Source organism: Metabacillus litoralis, assembly GCF_003667825.1.
GTDB lineage: Bacteria > Bacillota > Bacilli > Bacillales > Bacillaceae > Metabacillus > Metabacillus litoralis_B.
In genome coordinates, this window is record NZ_CP033043.1 from 2,255,487 (window position 1) to 2,274,077 (window position 18,591).

At 35.3% G+C, this 18,591-nt stretch carries 20 protein-coding genes; 2 read left to right on the top strand and 18 right to left on the bottom strand.

Annotation, left to right across the window (positions count from 1 at the left end):
- Window positions 1-93: 93 nt before the first annotated feature.
- The 7 genes from D9842_RS11170 to D9842_RS11200 form a co-directional block, all read right to left on the bottom strand.
- The gene (locus tag D9842_RS11170) at window positions 94-816 is read right to left on the bottom strand and encodes a hypothetical protein (protein WP_121662603.1); all 723 of its coding nucleotides are present in this window, start codon (window positions 814-816) and stop codon (window positions 94-96) included.
- A 26-nt stretch (window positions 817-842) separates the two neighbouring features.
- Window positions 843-1,043: a DUF2768 domain-containing protein gene (locus D9842_RS11175; protein ID WP_121662604.1), complete on the bottom strand. Its 201-nt coding sequence runs from the start codon at window positions 1,041-1,043 to the stop codon at window positions 843-845.
- 465 nt (window positions 1,044-1,508) lie between these two features.
- A complete protein-coding gene (locus D9842_RS11180; protein ID WP_121662605.1) occupies window positions 1,509-2,540 on the bottom strand; it encodes an NAD(P)H-dependent glycerol-3-phosphate dehydrogenase in 1,032 nt (343 codons plus the stop codon).
- 104 nt (window positions 2,541-2,644) lie between these two features.
- Window positions 2,645-3,955, bottom strand: a complete 1,311-nt coding sequence (gene der / locus D9842_RS11185; protein ID WP_121662606.1) for a ribosome biogenesis GTPase Der — start codon at window positions 3,953-3,955, stop codon at window positions 2,645-2,647.
- 410 nt (window positions 3,956-4,365) lie between these two features.
- On the bottom strand, window positions 4,366-4,554 hold the full coding sequence (locus D9842_RS11190) for a capping complex subunit for YIEGIA (protein ID WP_121662607.1): 189 nt from the start codon (window positions 4,552-4,554) through the stop codon (window positions 4,366-4,368).
- A gap of 1 nt (window position 4,555) precedes the next feature.
- Entirely contained in the window at window positions 4,556-5,446 is an 891-nt protein-coding gene (locus D9842_RS11195) for a YIEGIA family protein (RefSeq protein ID WP_121662608.1), read from the bottom strand.
- Window position 5,447: 1 nt separating this feature from the next.
- Window positions 5,448-6,053 carry a YphA family membrane protein gene (locus D9842_RS11200; protein ID WP_121662609.1) on the bottom strand — a complete coding sequence of 202 codons (606 nt, stop codon included), beginning with the start codon at window positions 6,051-6,053 and terminating at the stop codon, window positions 5,448-5,450.
- 134 nt (window positions 6,054-6,187) lie between these two features.
- On the opposite strand from D9842_RS11200, the gene D9842_RS11205 reads away from it, so the two are divergent.
- The gene (locus tag D9842_RS11205; RefSeq protein ID WP_121662610.1) at window positions 6,188-6,319 is read left to right on the top strand and encodes a YpzI family protein; all 132 of its coding nucleotides are present in this window, start codon (window positions 6,188-6,190) and stop codon (window positions 6,317-6,319) included.
- A gap of 53 nt (window positions 6,320-6,372) precedes the next feature.
- On the opposite strand, the gene fni is transcribed toward D9842_RS11205, so the two are convergent.
- From fni to prsW, 9 genes are all read right to left on the bottom strand, one after another.
- Window positions 6,373-7,428, bottom strand: coding sequence for a type 2 isopentenyl-diphosphate Delta-isomerase (gene fni, locus D9842_RS11210; RefSeq protein ID WP_121662611.1), 1,056 nt, complete (start codon window positions 7,426-7,428; stop codon window positions 6,373-6,375).
- 9 nt (window positions 7,429-7,437) lie between these two features.
- The gene (rpsA, locus tag D9842_RS11215; protein ID WP_121662612.1) at window positions 7,438-8,589 is read right to left on the bottom strand and encodes a 30S ribosomal protein S1; all 1,152 of its coding nucleotides are present in this window, start codon (window positions 8,587-8,589) and stop codon (window positions 7,438-7,440) included.
- 167 nt (window positions 8,590-8,756) lie between these two features.
- Entirely contained in the window at window positions 8,757-9,332 is a 576-nt protein-coding gene (locus D9842_RS11220) for a lysophospholipid acyltransferase family protein (RefSeq protein WP_121662613.1), read from the bottom strand.
- Window positions 9,333-9,336: 4 nt separating this feature from the next.
- Window positions 9,337-10,011 (bottom strand): (d)CMP kinase, encoded by a 675-nt coding sequence (gene cmk, locus D9842_RS11225; RefSeq protein WP_121662614.1) that lies wholly within the window; start codon window positions 10,009-10,011, stop codon window positions 9,337-9,339.
- Window positions 10,012-10,201: 190 nt separating this feature from the next.
- Window positions 10,202-10,378 carry a YpfB family protein gene (locus tag D9842_RS25890; protein ID WP_098796200.1) on the bottom strand — a complete coding sequence of 59 codons (177 nt, stop codon included), beginning with the start codon at window positions 10,376-10,378 and terminating at the stop codon, window positions 10,202-10,204.
- Between the two features lie 51 nt (window positions 10,379-10,429).
- Window positions 10,430-11,089 (bottom strand): flagellar brake protein, encoded by a 660-nt coding sequence (locus D9842_RS11230; protein WP_121662615.1) that lies wholly within the window; start codon window positions 11,087-11,089, stop codon window positions 10,430-10,432.
- Window positions 11,090-11,311: 222 nt separating this feature from the next.
- Window positions 11,312-12,652 (bottom strand): germination protein YpeB, encoded by a 1,341-nt coding sequence (gene ypeB / locus D9842_RS11235; protein ID WP_121662616.1) that lies wholly within the window; start codon window positions 12,650-12,652, stop codon window positions 11,312-11,314.
- 15 nt (window positions 12,653-12,667) lie between these two features.
- The gene (sleB, locus tag D9842_RS11240) at window positions 12,668-13,966 is read right to left on the bottom strand and encodes a spore cortex-lytic enzyme (RefSeq protein ID WP_121662617.1); all 1,299 of its coding nucleotides are present in this window, start codon (window positions 13,964-13,966) and stop codon (window positions 12,668-12,670) included.
- Window positions 13,967-14,148: 182 nt separating this feature from the next.
- Complete coding sequence (gene prsW / locus D9842_RS11245; protein WP_121662618.1) at window positions 14,149-14,811, bottom strand: glutamic-type intramembrane protease PrsW; 663 nt, start codon at window positions 14,809-14,811, stop codon at window positions 14,149-14,151.
- A 148-nt stretch (window positions 14,812-14,959) separates the two neighbouring features.
- On the opposite strand from prsW, the gene D9842_RS11250 reads away from it, so the two are divergent.
- Entirely contained in the window at window positions 14,960-15,934 is a 975-nt protein-coding gene (locus D9842_RS11250) for an asparaginase (protein WP_121662619.1), read from the top strand.
- 39 nt (window positions 15,935-15,973) lie between these two features.
- Here D9842_RS11250 and D9842_RS11255 read toward each other — a convergent pair whose 3' ends face one another.
- Together D9842_RS11255 and D9842_RS11260 are read right to left on the bottom strand one after the other, a co-directional pair.
- Window positions 15,974-16,939 carry a YpdA family putative bacillithiol disulfide reductase gene (locus D9842_RS11255; protein ID WP_121662620.1) on the bottom strand — a complete coding sequence of 322 codons (966 nt, stop codon included), beginning with the start codon at window positions 16,937-16,939 and terminating at the stop codon, window positions 15,974-15,976.
- Window positions 16,940-17,123: 184 nt separating this feature from the next.
- Complete coding sequence (locus D9842_RS11260) at window positions 17,124-18,395, bottom strand: Glu/Leu/Phe/Val family dehydrogenase (RefSeq protein WP_121662621.1); 1,272 nt, start codon at window positions 18,393-18,395, stop codon at window positions 17,124-17,126.
- Window positions 18,396-18,591 lie beyond the last annotated feature (196 nt).

Below are 18,591 nucleotides of genomic sequence, written 5' to 3' on the forward strand. Positions count from 1 at the left end.
GCATTGGTCATAAAAGCGAAAAAAGAAAACCCTTCTTTTAGAGTGTATTCTCCTAAGAAGGGTTCATGACTTATTTTTAAAATTTTTTTAAATTTAATGGCCTTCCGTATCAAAGATCGGCTCGCCAGCATCATTTATTGTATAAGGTAAGGAATAGGCAGGCACAAATGGTTTCCCGTCTACAAGAACACCGCGAATATCATCGCCAGGCTTAAAGCTGTGCTGACTATCTTGTAAAGCTTTGGATAGATCGATGCGGTAATCCACATAAATTTTTGCCTCTTTATCTATAACTAGAGGTAAATATTCTCCTGAATATGGACTCTCAATCATTGGGGGCTCTTTATAACCTAATTTTTCATAGTTTAATGTATAGATATCGTTTGTAATAAGATCTTCAAATGGTGGATATCCATTCGCTTGACGGTAGACATTTAATTTGATCGTCAACTCATGTATTTCCTCAGAAATGCGTAAATCAATTAATTTAACAGTTGGATCTTCTTCTACATCCACTAACACATACTGGTAAATTCCACCGCTTTCATAGGCTGTACCAGGTGGCTCAGCCATATATTTAGGTGTTATTGCAGAAAAATCAATAGGATATTTTTGATAAATAGGTGTTGACATATCCTTTGTTTTGATTGGCAGCAACCCACCTGTATCTTGTTGATATTGATCTACAGACTTCTGCACAGCCGTTATTTGGTCATCATAAGGTACGGTGTTTTTCTGTAATTTTTCTTCCGGGTAAAGACATCCAGATAAAAGGATGCAACCAAAAATCACTAGCAAAATTTTATAGAGTTTCATTCTAAATAACATCCTTTTATTAAGTATTATTCCGATACAGGTCCAGTAAAAACAACGAATAAGATAATTAACCCTGCTAGAATCATAAAAAGATAGGCAAAAACTGAAACAATTACTTTAACTATACCTTTTAACTTAAAGCGACTTAAATAAATGAGTAAAATTGAGATAAACATAAAAGCCATTGATGCAAATGAAATCCACATCTTCATAAGGGCTACACTCATAAAGACTCCTCCTCATACAAAAAGCTCAAGAAATATTAAGACTAAACAACAAAAAAATAAATAATGTCGAACTCCATGGTTGATTATATTATACTTTTAGAGGCTTGTCCAAGGAGGTAAAGTTTATTTAAATACTTTAATGAAATGTTTAAACAAAAAAAAGCTGAAGTAAAGAGGGGACGAACTTTACTTCAGCCACAGAACCGACTAAATAGTACCCAAACTATAAGAACAACTCTTATTTGACTACCATGCATTTTATGCGGAAGTATTATGTTTTGTATCATCTAATGCCTAGTTACGCCATTAAACTTTCACTTTAGATAATGTACAGGCTTTTAGGATTAAATGGACAAAAATCATACGATCCATAAACGAAGTAATCATAAACCTTATAGGATATTGTTCTCTTTGTTTTTATTTTCTTGTTATCATATGCTGAATGATGTTTATACGTCACCTAAATTAACGATTCTCCATGATATTTACTAGGTCTTCCATTTCATGGGTTTTAACACGAGCCATTAACGAATCAACCGCTTCTTTTGGAGATTTACCGTTAAATAACACTTCATATAACGCTTCAGTAATTGGCATCTTCACATCGTATTTTTCAGCAAGCTGATAAGCTGCTTTTGTCGTTCTTACCCCTTCTACAACCATCCCCATGTTTTCTAACACTTCGTCAAGGTTATGACCCTTACCTAAAAGATTGCCAGCACGCCAATTTCTCGAATGAACGCTTGTGCACGTTACAATTAAATCTCCAATTCCTGTTAGTCCAGAGAAAGTTAAAGGGTTTCCTCCCATTTTACTACCTAGACGTGCAATTTCGGCCAATCCCCTTGTGATAAGAGCAGCTTTCGCATTATCTCCATAGCCAAGTCCATCTGTGATCCCTGCGGCTAGTGCAATAATATTTTTTAATGCCCCACCAATTTCCACACCGATAATATCTGGATTTGTATAAACACGAAAATTTTGATTAATAAATAGGTCTTGTATGTATTCAGCCGCTTTCATATTTTTCGATGAAGAAGTCACGGTTGTGATATGGCGTTGACTAACTTCCTCTGCATGACTTGGTCCAGATAAGACAACAATATCTTTTAAAAGCTGAGGTGGCACTTCTTCCTCAATAATTTCTGAAATTCGCAGCAAAGTATCCGGTTCAATTCCTTTACTAACATGAACAAACGTTACGCGTTCTTTTTTAACCTTAATCATATCTTTAAGAACTTGACGTATTGCCTTTGTTGGCACAGCTAATATAACAGTATGTACTTCTTTTAAACTTTCTTCAAAATTCGAATAACCAACAATGTTTTCAGGGAGGTCAATACCTGGGAGATACTTTTCATTTCTTCGTGTCGAATTAATTTCGTTTATTAATTCAGGACGATGTCCCCATAACTTTACACGATGCCCATTGTCAGCAAGAACAATGGCTAGTGCTGTGCCCCAGCTCCCTGCACCTACTACCGTAATTTGTTCCATGTTATCACACCTTTCCACCAACAATCTTAACAAAAAGTAACAGGATTACCTGTTACTTTAGCTTTTAAATCATAACCAACCCTTCAAACAATAAGATTTGGGTATTATTTGCGTTCTCTAGCGAAAATCTTAATAGGTGTACCATCAAATTCAAATGCAGCCCTAATACGGTTTTCTAAGAAGCGTTCGTACGAGAAGTGCATTAATTCTGGGTCATTAACGAAAACAACAAAAGTAGGTGGTTTTACAGCTACTTGTGCTGTATAGAATATTTTTAATCGCTTGCCTTTATGTGTTGGAGTTGGATTCATTGCAACAGCATCCATTACTACATCATTTAAAACATTTGTCTGAACCCTTCTTGAATGATTCTCACTAGCTAGAATGATATGAGGCATTAACGTATGAATTCGCTTTTTAGTTAAAGCTGATAGGAATACAATTGGAGCATAATCTAAGAACTTAAAGTGATCACGTATATTAACTTCAAATTCCTTCATTGTTTTCTCATCTTTTTCTACAGCATCCCATTTATTCACAACAATTACTACTGCTTTTCCAGCTTCATGAGCATATCCAGCAATATGCTTGTCCTGCTCAATAATTCCTTCTTCTCCATTTATTACAACTAAGATAACATCTGAGCGATCAATTGCTTTTAATGCTCGAAGGACACTATATTTTTCTGTTGTTTCATATACTTTTCCTTTTTTCCTCATACCTGCAGTATCAATGATAACAAATTCTTGTCCTTCATATTTATAAACTGTATCAATCGCATCACGAGTAGTACCTGCGATGTCACTTACGATAACACGGTCTTCTCCTAATATCGCGTTAACGAGGGAGGATTTCCCAACATTTGGTCGGCCAATAAGGGAAAATTTTATTGTGGTTTCATCGTAATCGTCAGTTCCCGGACTTTTAAAATGTTTTGCAACCTCATCTAATAAGTCCCCCAAACCTAAACCATGAGAGCCTGAGATCGGAAATGGCTCTCCAAATCCTAACGAATAAAAATCATAAATATTTGCACGCATTTCAGGATTATCTACCTTGTTAACTGCCAATACAACCGGTTTATTGGATCGATATAAAATTTTAGCTACTTCTTCATCAGCAGCCGTAACCCCTTCACGAACATTTGTTAAAAACACAATTACATCAGCTTCATCAATAGCTATTTCTGCTTGATGACGGATTTGCGCTAAGAATGGCTCGTCCCCAATATCTATTCCGCCCGTATCAATAATATTAAATTGATAAGTTAACCATTCCCCAGAACTATATATTCTGTCCCTAGTAACACCTGGGATATCTTCAACAATAGAAACACGCTCTCCTACAATACGATTAAATATTGTTGACTTACCTACATTTGGTCTTCCAACTATTGCTATAACTGGTTTTGCCATAAGTTACACCATCCTGACTTATATAAACTCATTTTTTTATCATAAGAGTTACAATTATGGTAATGTTCATATCAAACCCGTTTCATAATACATCACTTTTCCTGAGAGATCCCTAAAAAAGTAAAAGGAAGTAACGATTATAAAAGGCTAGTAGACATCTTGTTACAAACGTATACGAAAAATTCCTACAAACGTTTCGGTCCATTTTCTAATACCACCATTCATTTTCCTGATAGTAAGAGAAAAAAATTGGACTTAAAGTTAAACTCATATATGTATTCATTAGCCTATATGGCTAAATATAAACTACCACAAAATACAAAAATAAAATCTCTTATAAAAGAAACCCTTCTGCTTGAAAAGAAGGGCTTAACTTTTATATATTATCAGACATTACTTCATTTCACAACTTAGTGTTTAACAACTACATACATGTCATCTCCAATACCATGTGCAATTCCATCTAATATTGCTTCTAAATTTTTCGCGTAAAAGTGCATTTCTTCCTGTGTTTTACAAATAAAAATTGCGGTTCCACCAGCTGCTTTTGTTTTATCAGTTGTAATAATAGCCAATATGTACTTTTCGAGTGCACTCAATTTATTCCCCTCCTTGACGGTTCGCCTTCGCTTCAGATGGCATTCTTATTGCATTTTCAAGGGTCGGTGTATCTCCAATCACTTGTATGGCTTTTTCAACATCACGATCTTGCGGTAAAACAAACACTCCAAGGCGTCCGTCATCTAAATCTCTTTTGGCTAAGGGCACAAGTGCAGGCTCTCCAGAATCACGAACAACTCCTAATGCAGTAGACACATCATGAAGAATTGCTTGTCGTTGCCCCAGGTTCGCAATGGTTGTTTTTGAGTTGGCATTTTTAGGTGTTAAAACAAACCCCATTCCATATTTAAGGATAGCCTGTTGCTTTTCAGGGATACCTATGTTCATGATATAGATATTGTCAACATATAGTCCAGCACCTTCAAAATGAGGTTCTACAAATTTTATGTCTACAAGATCTTTTATTCTACTTCCAGACATGAGTTTACGACAAACAATAAAGCAAATAATCCCAACGATAATAGCGACGTAAATATTAAGTACTAAGTAAGCAAAAGTAGTTAAAAGTGAAGTGAATATGACTAGATAATTTCTACTTTCAAACGCAATGGCAATTCCTTCTATATATGTATTCCCTCTAGGCACAAGCTCATTGTCATCTAGAACAGTTAGTGTATTTCTTTCCATATTCCTTACATCTCTAAATTGAGAAGCAGCTAAAGTTAAAAACGTAATCGCTGTAAAATCCTCTTCCATAATAGAAGGTACCGCAACGGTCCCTAGGCCAGCTGCAATAAATCCAAGGGCAACATGGATGATTTTCCCATGCAAGTAAGTGGGGTATTGTCTATAATCTGTTCTAAGCATATGAAGCCTTGTTAATACCCCAACAACAACTCCAAAAAGCACTGGTAACGTATATTCACTCATATTATCCTTGCTTCTCCTTTGTTTGTTTTTGAAATCTGTGTAGTGATTGTTCTACTAATAATGTAAACTGTTGCAAAATTGTCCATAAGTAAATCATTGCACAACCAATTACAATCATATCTAAAAAGGCAGCAGTACCAAATGTTACCTGATCATGGAATTTACTCATAATCAACCAATATAAAAACTCCCCTTGAGAAACTGAAATCAAATAAAATGTAAATCGTTGGGAAGAATTCTTGCCCAAGTAAATAGCAAGAAAGCTGACAATCAAACTTACAATTAGGCGGTAATCAAATACAAACCAAACAGGATCATAAATGTGAAATAACATGATACCTGCGTAAGCAAATGTTAATGTTAAATTGGTCAAATAAAAAGTAACTAGTTTTCGTTTATTTTTCACGGCTAAATAATATCCTAATAACAAAAACATGATTAATGAACAATTTATATAAAAAGTAGAAACAACTAGAAAAACCTTGCTTATTAATATTGTAACTAATAGGAAAAACGCTAATTTCAATCGACTTTTGTTTTTTTTCATTATGAAAGTGACCACGACCCACCCTAACCACATAAACCAGTAAAAAATGATTCCTTCCATCTCACTCCTCCTACTATTCCCATTATGGCTATTTCCAATTAGCTTTAATCGAAAATTAGTAAAAAATAGTAGTCATGATTAACATGGAAAAGACAAAAGTTAAGGTATACCTTAATATAGGGAGGTTATGTAAAATGGGAAAAGATCGACAAGAAAAGAAATTAAGAAAAAGTCAACGTGTTGAGTCAGATCGTGATCAATCTTTAACTTATCCTGGTGCAACAAGAGTAGAGGGGCCAGAAGCTGCAAGAGAAAGAAACAGATAATTTTATACTTTTGGATAGTAAAATAAAAAGCTGGTCAATACTTGACCAGCTTTTTACCTTCTACTATAGGATGATGTTTCGATACCCCTTTCATTTAACCAATGATGGGTATTTCCACTTATGACAAGGGGAGCCTCTTGAAGCTCTTTAATTGTTTTCACTCCGAGAGCTGTCATGATATAGGTTAAATCTGTATGTATTTGTTTTATTTCTTGGACTAAATCATCATATCCTTTTTCAATAAATATTTTCAGGAAGTAACCAGCTATTCCAACTGCAGATGCACCCAAACCTATAGCTTTAGCTACATCAAGAGAGTGTTGAATACCTCCAGAGCCGATGATAGACATATTGCCTTGTCCAAGTTTGACCTCAGCAATTGAGGCTGCAGTAGGGATTCCCCAAGAATTAAAATAACTTAAAACCTGTTCACGACGCATATTTTCAATCTTAGAAAAGTTTGTCCCACCAAAGCCGCCTACATCTATTGCAGAAACACCAATCTCTTCTAATTGCGAAGCAGCCTCTCGATTCATACCAAAACCAACTTCTTTAACAATAACAGGTACTTTGACGTTCGTAACAATGTTCTCTATTCTTTTGATAGCATTTGTAAAATCTCGATCACCTTCTGGCATAACCAGTTCCTGAACAACATTTATATGGATTTGTAATGCGTTTGCTTCAACCATATCAATAGCAGTTTTAGCTTGATCAATTGTGGCCTCACTACCTAAGTTAGCTAATATAATACCTTTTGGATTAACTTTCCTCATGATCTCATAGGAGGGCCTTTCACTACTGTCCTTTATCGCAGACATTTGTGAACCTACTGCTACAGCGATTTTTGTTTCTGCAGCAGCTTGTGCTAGCGCTTCGTTAATGATAACCGTGTCCTCACCGCCACCACCTGTCATCGCATTTATAAAAAGAGGCGAACTCAAGGAAAGTTCGCCAACATTAGATGATAAATTTATATCATCAACAGACAGGTTTGGTAAGCTTTGATGAACAAAGGTAACATCATCAAATCCGTTGGAACATTGCTGTCCAGTAGATAAAGCATGCTGAATATGTTCTATTTTCCTTTGCGCTCTTTTACTCACCATATCACCGTTTTATTTTAATTTTTTTAATTGATCTCCAATCATCTCACCTAATTGAAAACCTGTAGAAGATTCTTCCTGTGCTGCTTGATAATTTGTTAAATCTTCATTTGATGCTTTTGACGTTTCTTCTAACTCACGAATACTTAGAGAAATACGTTTTTCTGATTCATTTATGTCTAGTACTTTTACTTTCACTTCTTGATTTTCTTCAAGAACTTCTTGTGGAGTACCAATATGTTTGTTTGAAATTTGTGAAATATGAACAAGTCCCTCTACGCCAGGATGAATTTCAACAAATGCACCAAACGATACTAAACGTTTAACTACACCATCTAGAACATCACCAGGTTTTACATTATTAGTAACGTCAGCCCAAGGTCCAGGTAGAGTTTCTTTAATTGATAATGAAATTCTTTCATTATCACGATCTATTCCAAGTACTTTAACGGTTACTTTTTGTCCTTCTTCCACTACATCTGATGGTTTATCAATATGACTATGTGATAATTGTGAGATATGAACTAATCCATCAATTCCTCCAATATCAACAAATGCACCAAAATCTGTTAAGCGTTGAACAGTTCCTTCAATTGTGGAACCTACATTTATAGAATCAAGTATTTCTGATTTCTTTTCATTTTGCTCTTTTTCAATTACTGCACGATGCGAGAGAATAACACGATTTTTTTCGCGGTCTAATTCAACAACAATTAGAGAAAGAGTTTTCCCCATATAATCAGAGAAATCCTCAACAAAATGAGCTTCAACTAAAGAAGCAGGAATAAATCCTCTTACACCTAAATCAACAACAAGTCCGCCTTTTACAACATCTTTAACTTCTGCATCAAAAACTTCTTTAGATTCAAATTTTTGTTCTAATGCATCCCATGCTTTTTCAGCATCAACGGCTCTTTTAGAAAGCACTAAAGCTTCTTCTTCCACCTTTAAAACTTTTAATTCTAGTTCATCATTTTCATTTATAACATCAGAAGCCTTTTCCACATGAAGACTAGAAAGTTCGCTGATTGGAATGATACCGGAATGCTTACAATTTTCTATTTCGACAATCACCTGTTTTTCTTCAACCTTTGTTACGATTCCTTTTACAACATCACCAACTTCAGGTGTTTCCACTTGAACACTGTTTAATTCTTCTACCATCTCAATTACCTCCTTGTCAAAACCTGTGCGACTTTTGATAAAATATATGTATGCTTTCATTTTATTAAAGAATCATAAATACCCCAAAAAATAAAATGAAAAATACGTCCTTCTTAAACTTCTAATAAATGCTACTTTTTGTCAAGTAAGAAGTATTAAGATTTACATTATTTTTGAATAAGTTTCCCTATTTCTTCCATAATAATAGATGTCATTTCTTCTGTACTAATTTTTTTCTCACGATATTCTTCCATATTTATTGGCTTTCCGTATACAACTCTTAGCGTTGAAAAAGCTTTATATGGTCCTATTATAGCACAAGGTACAACTGCGGCAGTAGAACGAAGTGCAAAGAAACCAGCACCTGACATTCCCTTACCAAGTTTTCCATCTTTACTTCTTGTTCCCTCTGGAAATAATCCTAAGACATTCCCTTCTTTAAGAACCTTTAATCCAGCTCTTAACGCTTCGCGGTCGCCTCCACCACGCTTAACAGGGAATGTACCAAAATTGTTCAGTAATTGTTTCAATACCGGCACTTGAAAAAGTTCAGCTTTAGCCATAAACAATACTTTTCTAGGAGCTGTAACTCCAACAACCGGCGGATCTATATTACTAATATGATTGGTACATAATAAAACACCACCCTCTTTAGGGAAATGCTCTAGTCCTTCTACTTTAATACGAAATGTTGGTTTTAAAAAACCAGCAACAACTGACCGGGCAAATGGATATAATGACACGTTATCAAAGCCTTTCTTCTAAATAATCTTCTATTTTTCTAACAACATCTTGGATAGATAAAGCTGTTGTGTCAATTTCAATCGCATCTTCTGCCTTCTTCAGGGGAGCAACCTCTCTTTCTGAATCAAGCTTATCACGATTTGCAATTTCTTGCTTCAGTTGTTCATAGTTAGAAGAAAATCCTTTTTTCATATTTTCCTCATGACGCCTTTTAGCTCTCTCTTCAACAGATGCTCTTAAAAATATTTTTAATTCTGCATTAGGTAATACATGTGTACCTATATCTCGACCGTCCATAACAACTCCGCCTTCAATTGCTAATTGACGTTGACGCTTTAACATTTCCTCTCTTACTAATGGATGCATAGCTACAAAGGAAACATTATTCGTTACTTCATTTGTTCGAATCACATCTGATACATTCTCTCCATTAATCATGACAAGTTGTCCGTCTTTTGATGGATGTAATTCTATTTTAATTTTAGATAAGATATCTGCTACTGATTTTTCATCTTTTAAATCAATCCCATCTTGTAGCGCTTTATATGTTAAAGCCCTGTACATGGCACCAGTATCTATGTATATATATGAGTAATCTTCTGCAATTATTTTAGCAACTGTACTTTTTCCAGCAGCCGCTGGCCCATCAATTGCAACGGATAATTTTTTTTGCTTCATTATTTCCTCCAAATAGGTTTTTAGTCTAGTAGTCTTTTACGCCTTGGCTGGTGTGAAAGAACTTATTTGGTATGAGAACTTAGAGAATTGAATCTGTAAACTAGGGTAAGTAGTTTTACACAAGTTTTTTGCTAAGACAAAATTAAAAAACAAATAAATGAAGCAGGCTTAAAAAGACACCTGCATCATGTTATTGACTAAACGTTTCTAGCCATTCAGTAATTGTTATTTTGTTAACACCTTCATATTGGACAACACGTGATAAGTATGGTTGAACAGTGGTATTTTGTATGAGTACCTGTGCACATACTAGGGCAATGAATTGAATAACAATTAGTTTAATCAAAATTCGCTCAAATCGTTTCATTCCCGCTCAACTCCGGTATTTTTTTACTAGTATGCTTAAAAATACCAAAAATTATTCGATTGTTAACCCTTTTCTACGAATGAGTATTTGTTGATTAAAGCAAAAACGAATTAAAACCTGCCTAGTATCTTCATCGATATTTTGAAACTCTATAGGTGCCTTAACAAATAGATCATGATCTGCAGGAATAAACCGAATGATCTTACCTTTTACTTTAATGTATTCAATTCCTTCATTTTGAAATGGTAGGGAGAACCAAATAACAATTTCCTGTTTTTCTTTTAATTTGATAGATTTCGGAAGAAGTAATGCTGTTCCTCCTGCACTAATGTCAGCTGTAACCGCAGTAAACGGTTGAAACTCATTATGCAGAGAATGAATGGCTACATCTAGATTTGCATCAATACGTACAAATTGTCTTCTTTGAATTCTAATTAATTGGTCATCACCAGGATACGTAAGTGAAATCATCGGAATATTTTCTTTTATTCGCCCTGTAACCTCTGTTTGAAAACGAAAAACACTTTCATTCGAAACAAACGAAGCAACAAGTTGTGTTCCTAACATTAAGAAGGCTGAACGGCCTGTCTCTTGGTTTATAGGGTAATCAATATATAGTTTATTGCCCTTTTTTTCTACTAGTTTACACTTTAGTCTCTCTAATTTTGCGCCCTTCGTTTCTAGCGAAATGACATCCCCAATTTTTATCACAATATCACTCTTTCTTATTGCTCTCTTTCTTATTAAAGCATGGACATATCCGTTGTGCAAGAGTGCAAATATTTATTCAACATCTTATAGTAGTGATCAAACTAACTTATAAAATTCCTACAAGGGTTTTGATATTTGTTTTAAACAAAAAATAATCGTTTTTAACACAGAAAAGGATACCCAAGTCAAAGTAACAAAGGGTATCCTTGCTCTTATTAAAAATTAAACATCCTGGAAAATTGGTTCTGGATTTTTTAATATCTCTACCTTTTCTTCCGTTCCATCTTCTGCATTAATAAAAATCCTGTAAGTATCGTTTTCGATCGTTCCTAAAAATTCGTAGCAAAGTACTTCCTCTTTAAACTCGTTTATTATAAGAGCCAAACGGTCTTCTTGTACTTCCAGACTTGGATTCAACATTTTAGCTGCTTCTTCTTTAGAAATCTTCGGCTTAGGTATATCTCGTTTTTTATGAGCTGCTAAATAATCTCTTGCCGAGAAGCCAATCACTTGACCATCGTCCAACGCTACCTTCATGCGAAGAGCATCTGGATATATTCTGACCCCATTCTCAATAGAAACAAATGAAAATACACCAACATTATCATATTGAGCACTTTCGAAAAGATCTAAATCTTCAAACCCGTGTTCATTTAAAAACTTCCTAGCATTTTCTGTAGCTTGGTTCAAGCTAATTTTCTTCTCCGCAACCTCTCTATTCTGCACTAAGAATATTGGGTATCCGCCTTTTTTCGTAATGTCCATATTTATGTCTACTTTTTGTTCTTTATCATCCATGGAAACACTGAAAAATTCATAATCTGCACCGTCACCGTTTTCAGTTACTTTTATGTCAGTAACTTTATTCTCTACGAACTTCTTTGCTATTTTCTCAGCTTCTTCTGCATTTATTTCTTTTCCTTCTAAGTTATCAAAACCTAAGTTTTTCTTCATAGAAGTAAGTGATGCACCGAATTGAGATTCAGAGTAACTTTTAACGTTTTCTTCGACAGTCTTTAATCCATCGACAATTGTATTATCCATTTGCTTTTGTCCGGAGGCTAAAGCAAGCTCAACATCCATCCACCTTAAGTTATTCTCTAAAACAAGACTTTGAACTTTACGTAACTCCTTTTGAACATCAGCAGCTTCTGAATACATTGATTTTAGTGTTTTATATTCTTTTTCGGTAAGTGGATCTTTTTCTAAATCACGAACAGCAGCTTTGTAGCTAAAATCGCTAATTCCAGCTAAAAACTCCTCTGTCTTATTGAAAGGTAATAAAGCTAATGGTAACTGACCTACGTCTGATTGTGCTTCAGAGGTAATTCTCCAAACGTCTGCTAAAGCTGGAGATAACGACTCCCTTGAGTTCATAGCTAGTGTTGCACCGATTCTATCATGTAGCTGATCAACACGATAGGTTAAATCATGAAATGCGCGTTGATAACTATTTTCTGCTTGAATCAGCACTGCACTTTTTTCTTGATGTTCTTTGTACCCCCAGTAAGAAGTACCAATCACAGCGATTGATAAAATTCCAATCAAAATACCACGTATCATTGATCATCACCCCTTCTATTCACAGAAAATATGCTTCCCGATACGTTTAATTTGTGGTCTTCCCCAAATCCAAGAACTGGTGGCTGTATCTGGGTTAAAGTAATACACTGCATTCCCGGTTGGGTCAAATCCATTAATTGCATCCAAAACAGCTTTTTTCGCTGATTCATTTGGAGTTAACCAAATTTGCCCATCTGCTACTGCTGTAAAGGCACGTGGTTCAAAAATAACTCCTGAAACGGTATTTGGGAAAGTTGCACTATTAACTCGGTTTAAAATGACAGCCGCAACAGCTACTTGTCCGATATACGGCTCACCACGAGCTTCTCCATAAACAGCGTTTGCCATTAATTTAATATCATTTTGCGAAAATCCATTCGGCATGTTTACTGCAGTTGAATCTTTTTGGTCTTGATTCTTTTGCTGTTGTGGCTTTTGTTGCTGTTGATTCTGCTGTTGTTGTTGCTTTTGTTGCTGTTGAGTCTGCTGCTGTTGTTGCCCTTGTTGCTGTTGAGTCTGCTGCTGTTGTTGCTCTTGTTGCTGCTGATTCTGCTGCTGTTGTTGCCCTTGTTGCTGTTGAGTCTGCTGCTGTTGTTGTTTCTGTTGCTGTTGATTCTGATGTCGTTGTTGCTCTTGTTGCTGTTGATTCTGCTGTTGTTGTTTCTGTTGCTGTTGAGTCTGCTGTTGTTGCTCTTGTTGCTGTTGATTCTGCTGCTGTTGTTGTTTCTGTTGTTTCTGTTGCTGCTGATTCTGCTGCTTTTGTTCCTTTTGCTGCTGATTCTGTTGCTCTTGATTCTGTTGTTGTTTCTCTTGTTGTTGCTGGCTATTTGCTTGAGCTTTATATTGCTTTTCTTGCTGAATTCGTCTTTGCTCCGCAATCTTCCTTGCTTTTTGAATTTGCTGCTCTGAAGGTGCAGATTGAATATCTAACGGGACTCCGCCATAATGTGTAAATCTTCTTCCTTGGTTAATTTGTTTGTAAACCCAATCACTATAAAATTTAGTTGATTTTTGTAACATATCCTTGGTTTTTTGTCCAACTAATCCATCAACTTCCTCTAGACCAAACATATTTTGGAAATTCTTAACTGCCCAATACGTGCTCCATCCGTAGACTCCATCAATCGGGCCATGATAATATCCGTTATATTGAAGCCTTGCCTGCAATTCAATTACATCACTTCCCGTTGCACCTCTTTGAATGGTTTGATCTGAAAAAGCATGTGCTACAGAAACGCCTTGTGAAAGAAATTGAAATGTGATAGAAGTAAAAGCCATTACCACAACTATCAGCATTATGCGCATGTTTTTCATGTTGCTGCCTCCTCAAGTAGATGTAGTTGCTTAAACGTATTTTTTGTAGTCTTTGGTATTTTATTCATACTAAATAAAGACTTATCCAAAAGAAACAATTGATGGCAGCAATTCCTTTCAAAGATAATTTCTTAAAAACTCCTTAAAATCAACAATGTTATCGAAATTAAAAAAAACTGCCACTAAGGCAGTTTAGAATCAAATATCTTAATTCGTGCTTTTTTGGCTTTGTGTAAAGCGAACCACCAAAGAAACAGCATAAATGGAACCATAATATATTTCCAATTAAAATAATTTAATAAAATTGAATCATAAACAGTGTGTAATAAGATAGGGATTGAACAGGATAATAAAATCCATTTTGTTCGATTTTTGATAACTGAAAATTTACCTTTCCCTAAATAATATCCCATAATCACTCCAAATAAAGCATGACTTGAAACCGGTAAAAGAGCGCGACCTAACGCGTATTCGACTCCATTTGCAAATAAATAAATAATATTCTCTAAAGTCGCAAATCCAAGAGAAACAGCTACACCATAGACAATCCCATCGTAATGCTCATTAAATTGAACATGTTGATAGATCGTAAAAAATAAGACGAACCATTTGAAAAATTCTTCTAAAAATCCTACAGCAATAAAAGTATATAAAAATTCAGAAGTAAACACTTTTTCAACTTCTAAAACATATTGAATAAACATTATCGGAAAAACAAGCAGAGCCCCAAAGATAAATGAACGAAACACTAAATAGACCGGCTCTGATTCATACTGATCTCTCAAGTAAAAATAACTCAATAGTGCCAGACCCGGGGCAATGCCCGCAGATATAATTTCAATCATTTACAGGCCTCTTCTCCAAAATATCTTTTTATCTATTTAAAAGATTTTTTTATTCATGTAAGATTAACTTTATTAATCGTATCATGTTATCGTAGAATTGAAAATGACAGAATAAAGCAGAATTTTATAGATTGAAGGAGTTTTCGTCATGTCGAGAAAAAACATTTTACTTATTCACACTGGTGGAACCATTTCAATGAAGGAAGACGAAGAAACAGGAGAGGTTAAACCCGGAGAAAAAAACCCTCTAGTTGAACATATAAAAGAGGTACCTGATATTAACCTCATCTCAACAGAACTGTTTCACTTACCTTCACCACATATCACACCTTTAAATATGTTACAAATTAAAAATTATATAGAAGAAATGAAAAAAATAAAAAATATAGACGGTGTTGTTATTACACACGGTACAGATACGTTAGAGGAAACTGCGTATTTCCTTGATGTCACGTTATCTTTATCAATTCCGATTGTTCTTACTGGTGCGATGAGATCAAGTAATGAGCTAGGATCAGATGGGCTTTATAATCTTTTATCAGCCTTAAAAGTAGCTGCATCAGATTGTGCCAAAAACATGGGAGTTTTGGTTGTAATGAATGATGAAATTCATACAGCAAAAAACGTAACAAAAACACATACAAGTAATGTAGCAACTTTTCAAAGCCCACAATATGGACCAATCGGAATGGTAAACAAAGGAGGCGTTTTCTTCCATCACACCCCTATTGTTACAAATCCACTTCATGCTGAAACACTTGATAAAAATGTTTTCTTAATCAAGGCGTTTGCCGGAATGGACGGCAGTCTACTAAATGGGATAGAACAGTTACAACCTGATGGACTAGTGATAGAAGCTTTAGGACAAGGTAACGTGCCACCTATGATGGTGCCTGGAATCAAGAACCTACTAAATAAAAAAATACCTATTGTTCTTGTATCTCGCTGCTTTAATGGCATTGCTCAGGATGTGTATGGATATGAAGGTGGAGGACGACAGTTAAAAGAATTAGGTGTTATTTTTAGCAACGGACTAAATGGACAAAAAGCAAGAATCAAGCTAATGATTGCGCTAGAAACAACAAAAGATCAACAAGCTCTAGAAACAATTTTTGCAACGTAAACACTACAGAAAAACAGGGAGCATTAATTTGTCTCCCTGTTATCTTTTATTGCGGAGTGCCTCACATATTAACTGACCGTGAAATCGTCCATTCTCAATGAATATTTCGTTTGCATTATTTCCAGCTGCAATTACACCCGCAATAAAAATCCCTTCAATATTTGTCTCCATTGTATCTGGGTTGTGAGTCGGTCGACCAGTTTCAGCATTGATTGTTACACCCATATTTCTAAGAAATTTGTGATCTGGATGATAGCCCGTCATAGCAAAAACAAAATCATTCTTTATCCGCTTCTCTTCATCACCCACAACATATTTAACGGATGTTTCCCCAATCTCAAGAACATGTGCTTGAAACTCCATTTTTATTATTTCATTTTTTACAAGTGATTCAAATTCTGGCAAAATCCATGGTTTTACACTTTTAGAGTACTCAGCTCCCCTGTATAAAACAGTTACCCTTGCTCCTGCTTTAACTAATTCTAACGCGGCATCAACACTTGAGTTTTTACCACCAATAACGACGACATCTTTGTCAAAGTATGGATGTGCTTCCTTAAAATAGTGAAATACTTTGGGTAAATCTTCACCAGGTAAATTCATTAAATTTGGATGATCATAATATCCTGTTGCGATCACAACCTGTTTTGCTTCATACGTTTGTTTATTTGTCATAACTATAAATTTTTGATTTTCTTTTTTTTCAATTTTTTCAACTTTTTCAAAAGCATTGATTCTTAGTTGTTTTCTTTTTACAACTTCACGATAATAAGCCAAAGCTTGGTTACGAACAGGCTTACGATTTTCAGTAATAAAAGGTATATTTCCAATTTCTAGTTTTTCACTTGAGCTGAAAAACGTTTGATGTGTGGGATAATGATAGATTGCATTCACAATATTTCCTTTTTCAATAACAAGTGGTTTAGTACCAAGCTCTTCTAATTCAATGGCTGCAGATAATCCACAGGGACCTCCACCTACAATAATTATTTCTTCCTTTATCAATGAATTTCTCTCCCAACTTTAAAGATTAATGTTTTTAAAAAAAAATCGATACCTTACCAAGAAAAATAAAAAAAGAGAATGACTAAGTCAGCCCTCCTACTCAGGTCAATCACTCTATTGTGAAGAGTAAAGAGTATGAGCGGCTAGACATAAAGTCACCCTCTTATATCATGTAAGATTTTTCTTAAATCCAGCCTCTAAACCTAGATGCTTCGGCCATCTTTCGTACACCAACCATATATGCTGCCAAACGCATGTCGACTCGTCTATTCTGACTCGTCTCGTATATGTTATTAAATGACTTAACCATTACTTGTTCAAGCTTCTCTTCGACTTCTTCTTCTGTCCAGTAATAGCCCTGATTATTTTGGACCCATTCAAAATAAGAAACCGTCACTCCACCAGCACTCGCCAAAACATCTGGTACTAGTAAAATACCTCGATCTGAAAGAATTTTTGTTGCTTCAAGTGTAGTTGGGCCATTCGCAGCTTCTACTACAATGCTAGCACGAATGTTCCCAGCATTTTCCTCAGTAATTTGATTTTCAATGGCAGCAGGTACAAGAATATCACAATCTAATTCAAGTAGTTCTTTGTTTGAAATTGTATCATTAAATAATTTCGTAACAGTACCAAAACTATCACGACGATCAAGTAAATAATCAATGTCTAGACCATTCGGATCGTGAAGACCACCATAAGCATCAGAAATACCTACAATTTTAGCTCCTGCATCATGCATAAATTTTGATAAGTAACTTCCAGCATTACCAAATCCCTGTACAACAACTCGAGCGCCTTCTAGTTCAATTCCCTTTTTCTTAGCGGCTTCACGAATACATATAGTTACACCTTTTGCTGTAGCCGATTCACGTCCATGTGAACCACCTAATACCAAGGGCTTACCTGTAATAAAACCAGGATTATTAAATTCATCAATTCGGCTGTATTCATCCATCATCCATGCCATGATTTGTGAATTAGTAAATACATCAGGCGCTGGAATATCCTTTGTTGGTCCAACAATTTGACTTATTGCTCGGACATATCCTCGGCTTAGTCGCTCTAACTCTCTAAATGACATATCCCTAGGATCACAAACAATTCCGCCTTTTCCGCCACCATATGGAAGGTCAACTATTCCACATTTTAAACTCATCCAAATGGATAATGCCTTAACCTCTTTTTCGGTTACATTTGGATGGAAGCGAATACCTCCCTTTGTAGGGCCAACGGCATCGTTATGTTGAGCACGGTATCCAGTAAATATTTTAACGGAACCATCATCCATTCGAACTGGAATTTTCACCGTCATTAATCTTATTGGTTCTTTTAATAATTCATATACTTCCTCTGGGTACCCAAGCTTATCAAGGGCATTATGTATCACCGTTTGTGTTGATTTCAACACGTCCAATTTATCATTTTGTGCATCGGTGTTTTTCTCGGCTACCATTAAAGTTAACCTCCTAGATCTAATCAGTAAATGAAAGAATGTCCACCTTTCATGACATAGTATACACTCTCAAGCCGCTTATGCAAAGAAGAAAAAAGATATTCTTTATAAATTCACAACAACTAATCTAACGTTATCTTTACTTGTCATTTTTAATTAATCCTAATTACATTAAAGACTTTCTTATCGTTTGTTA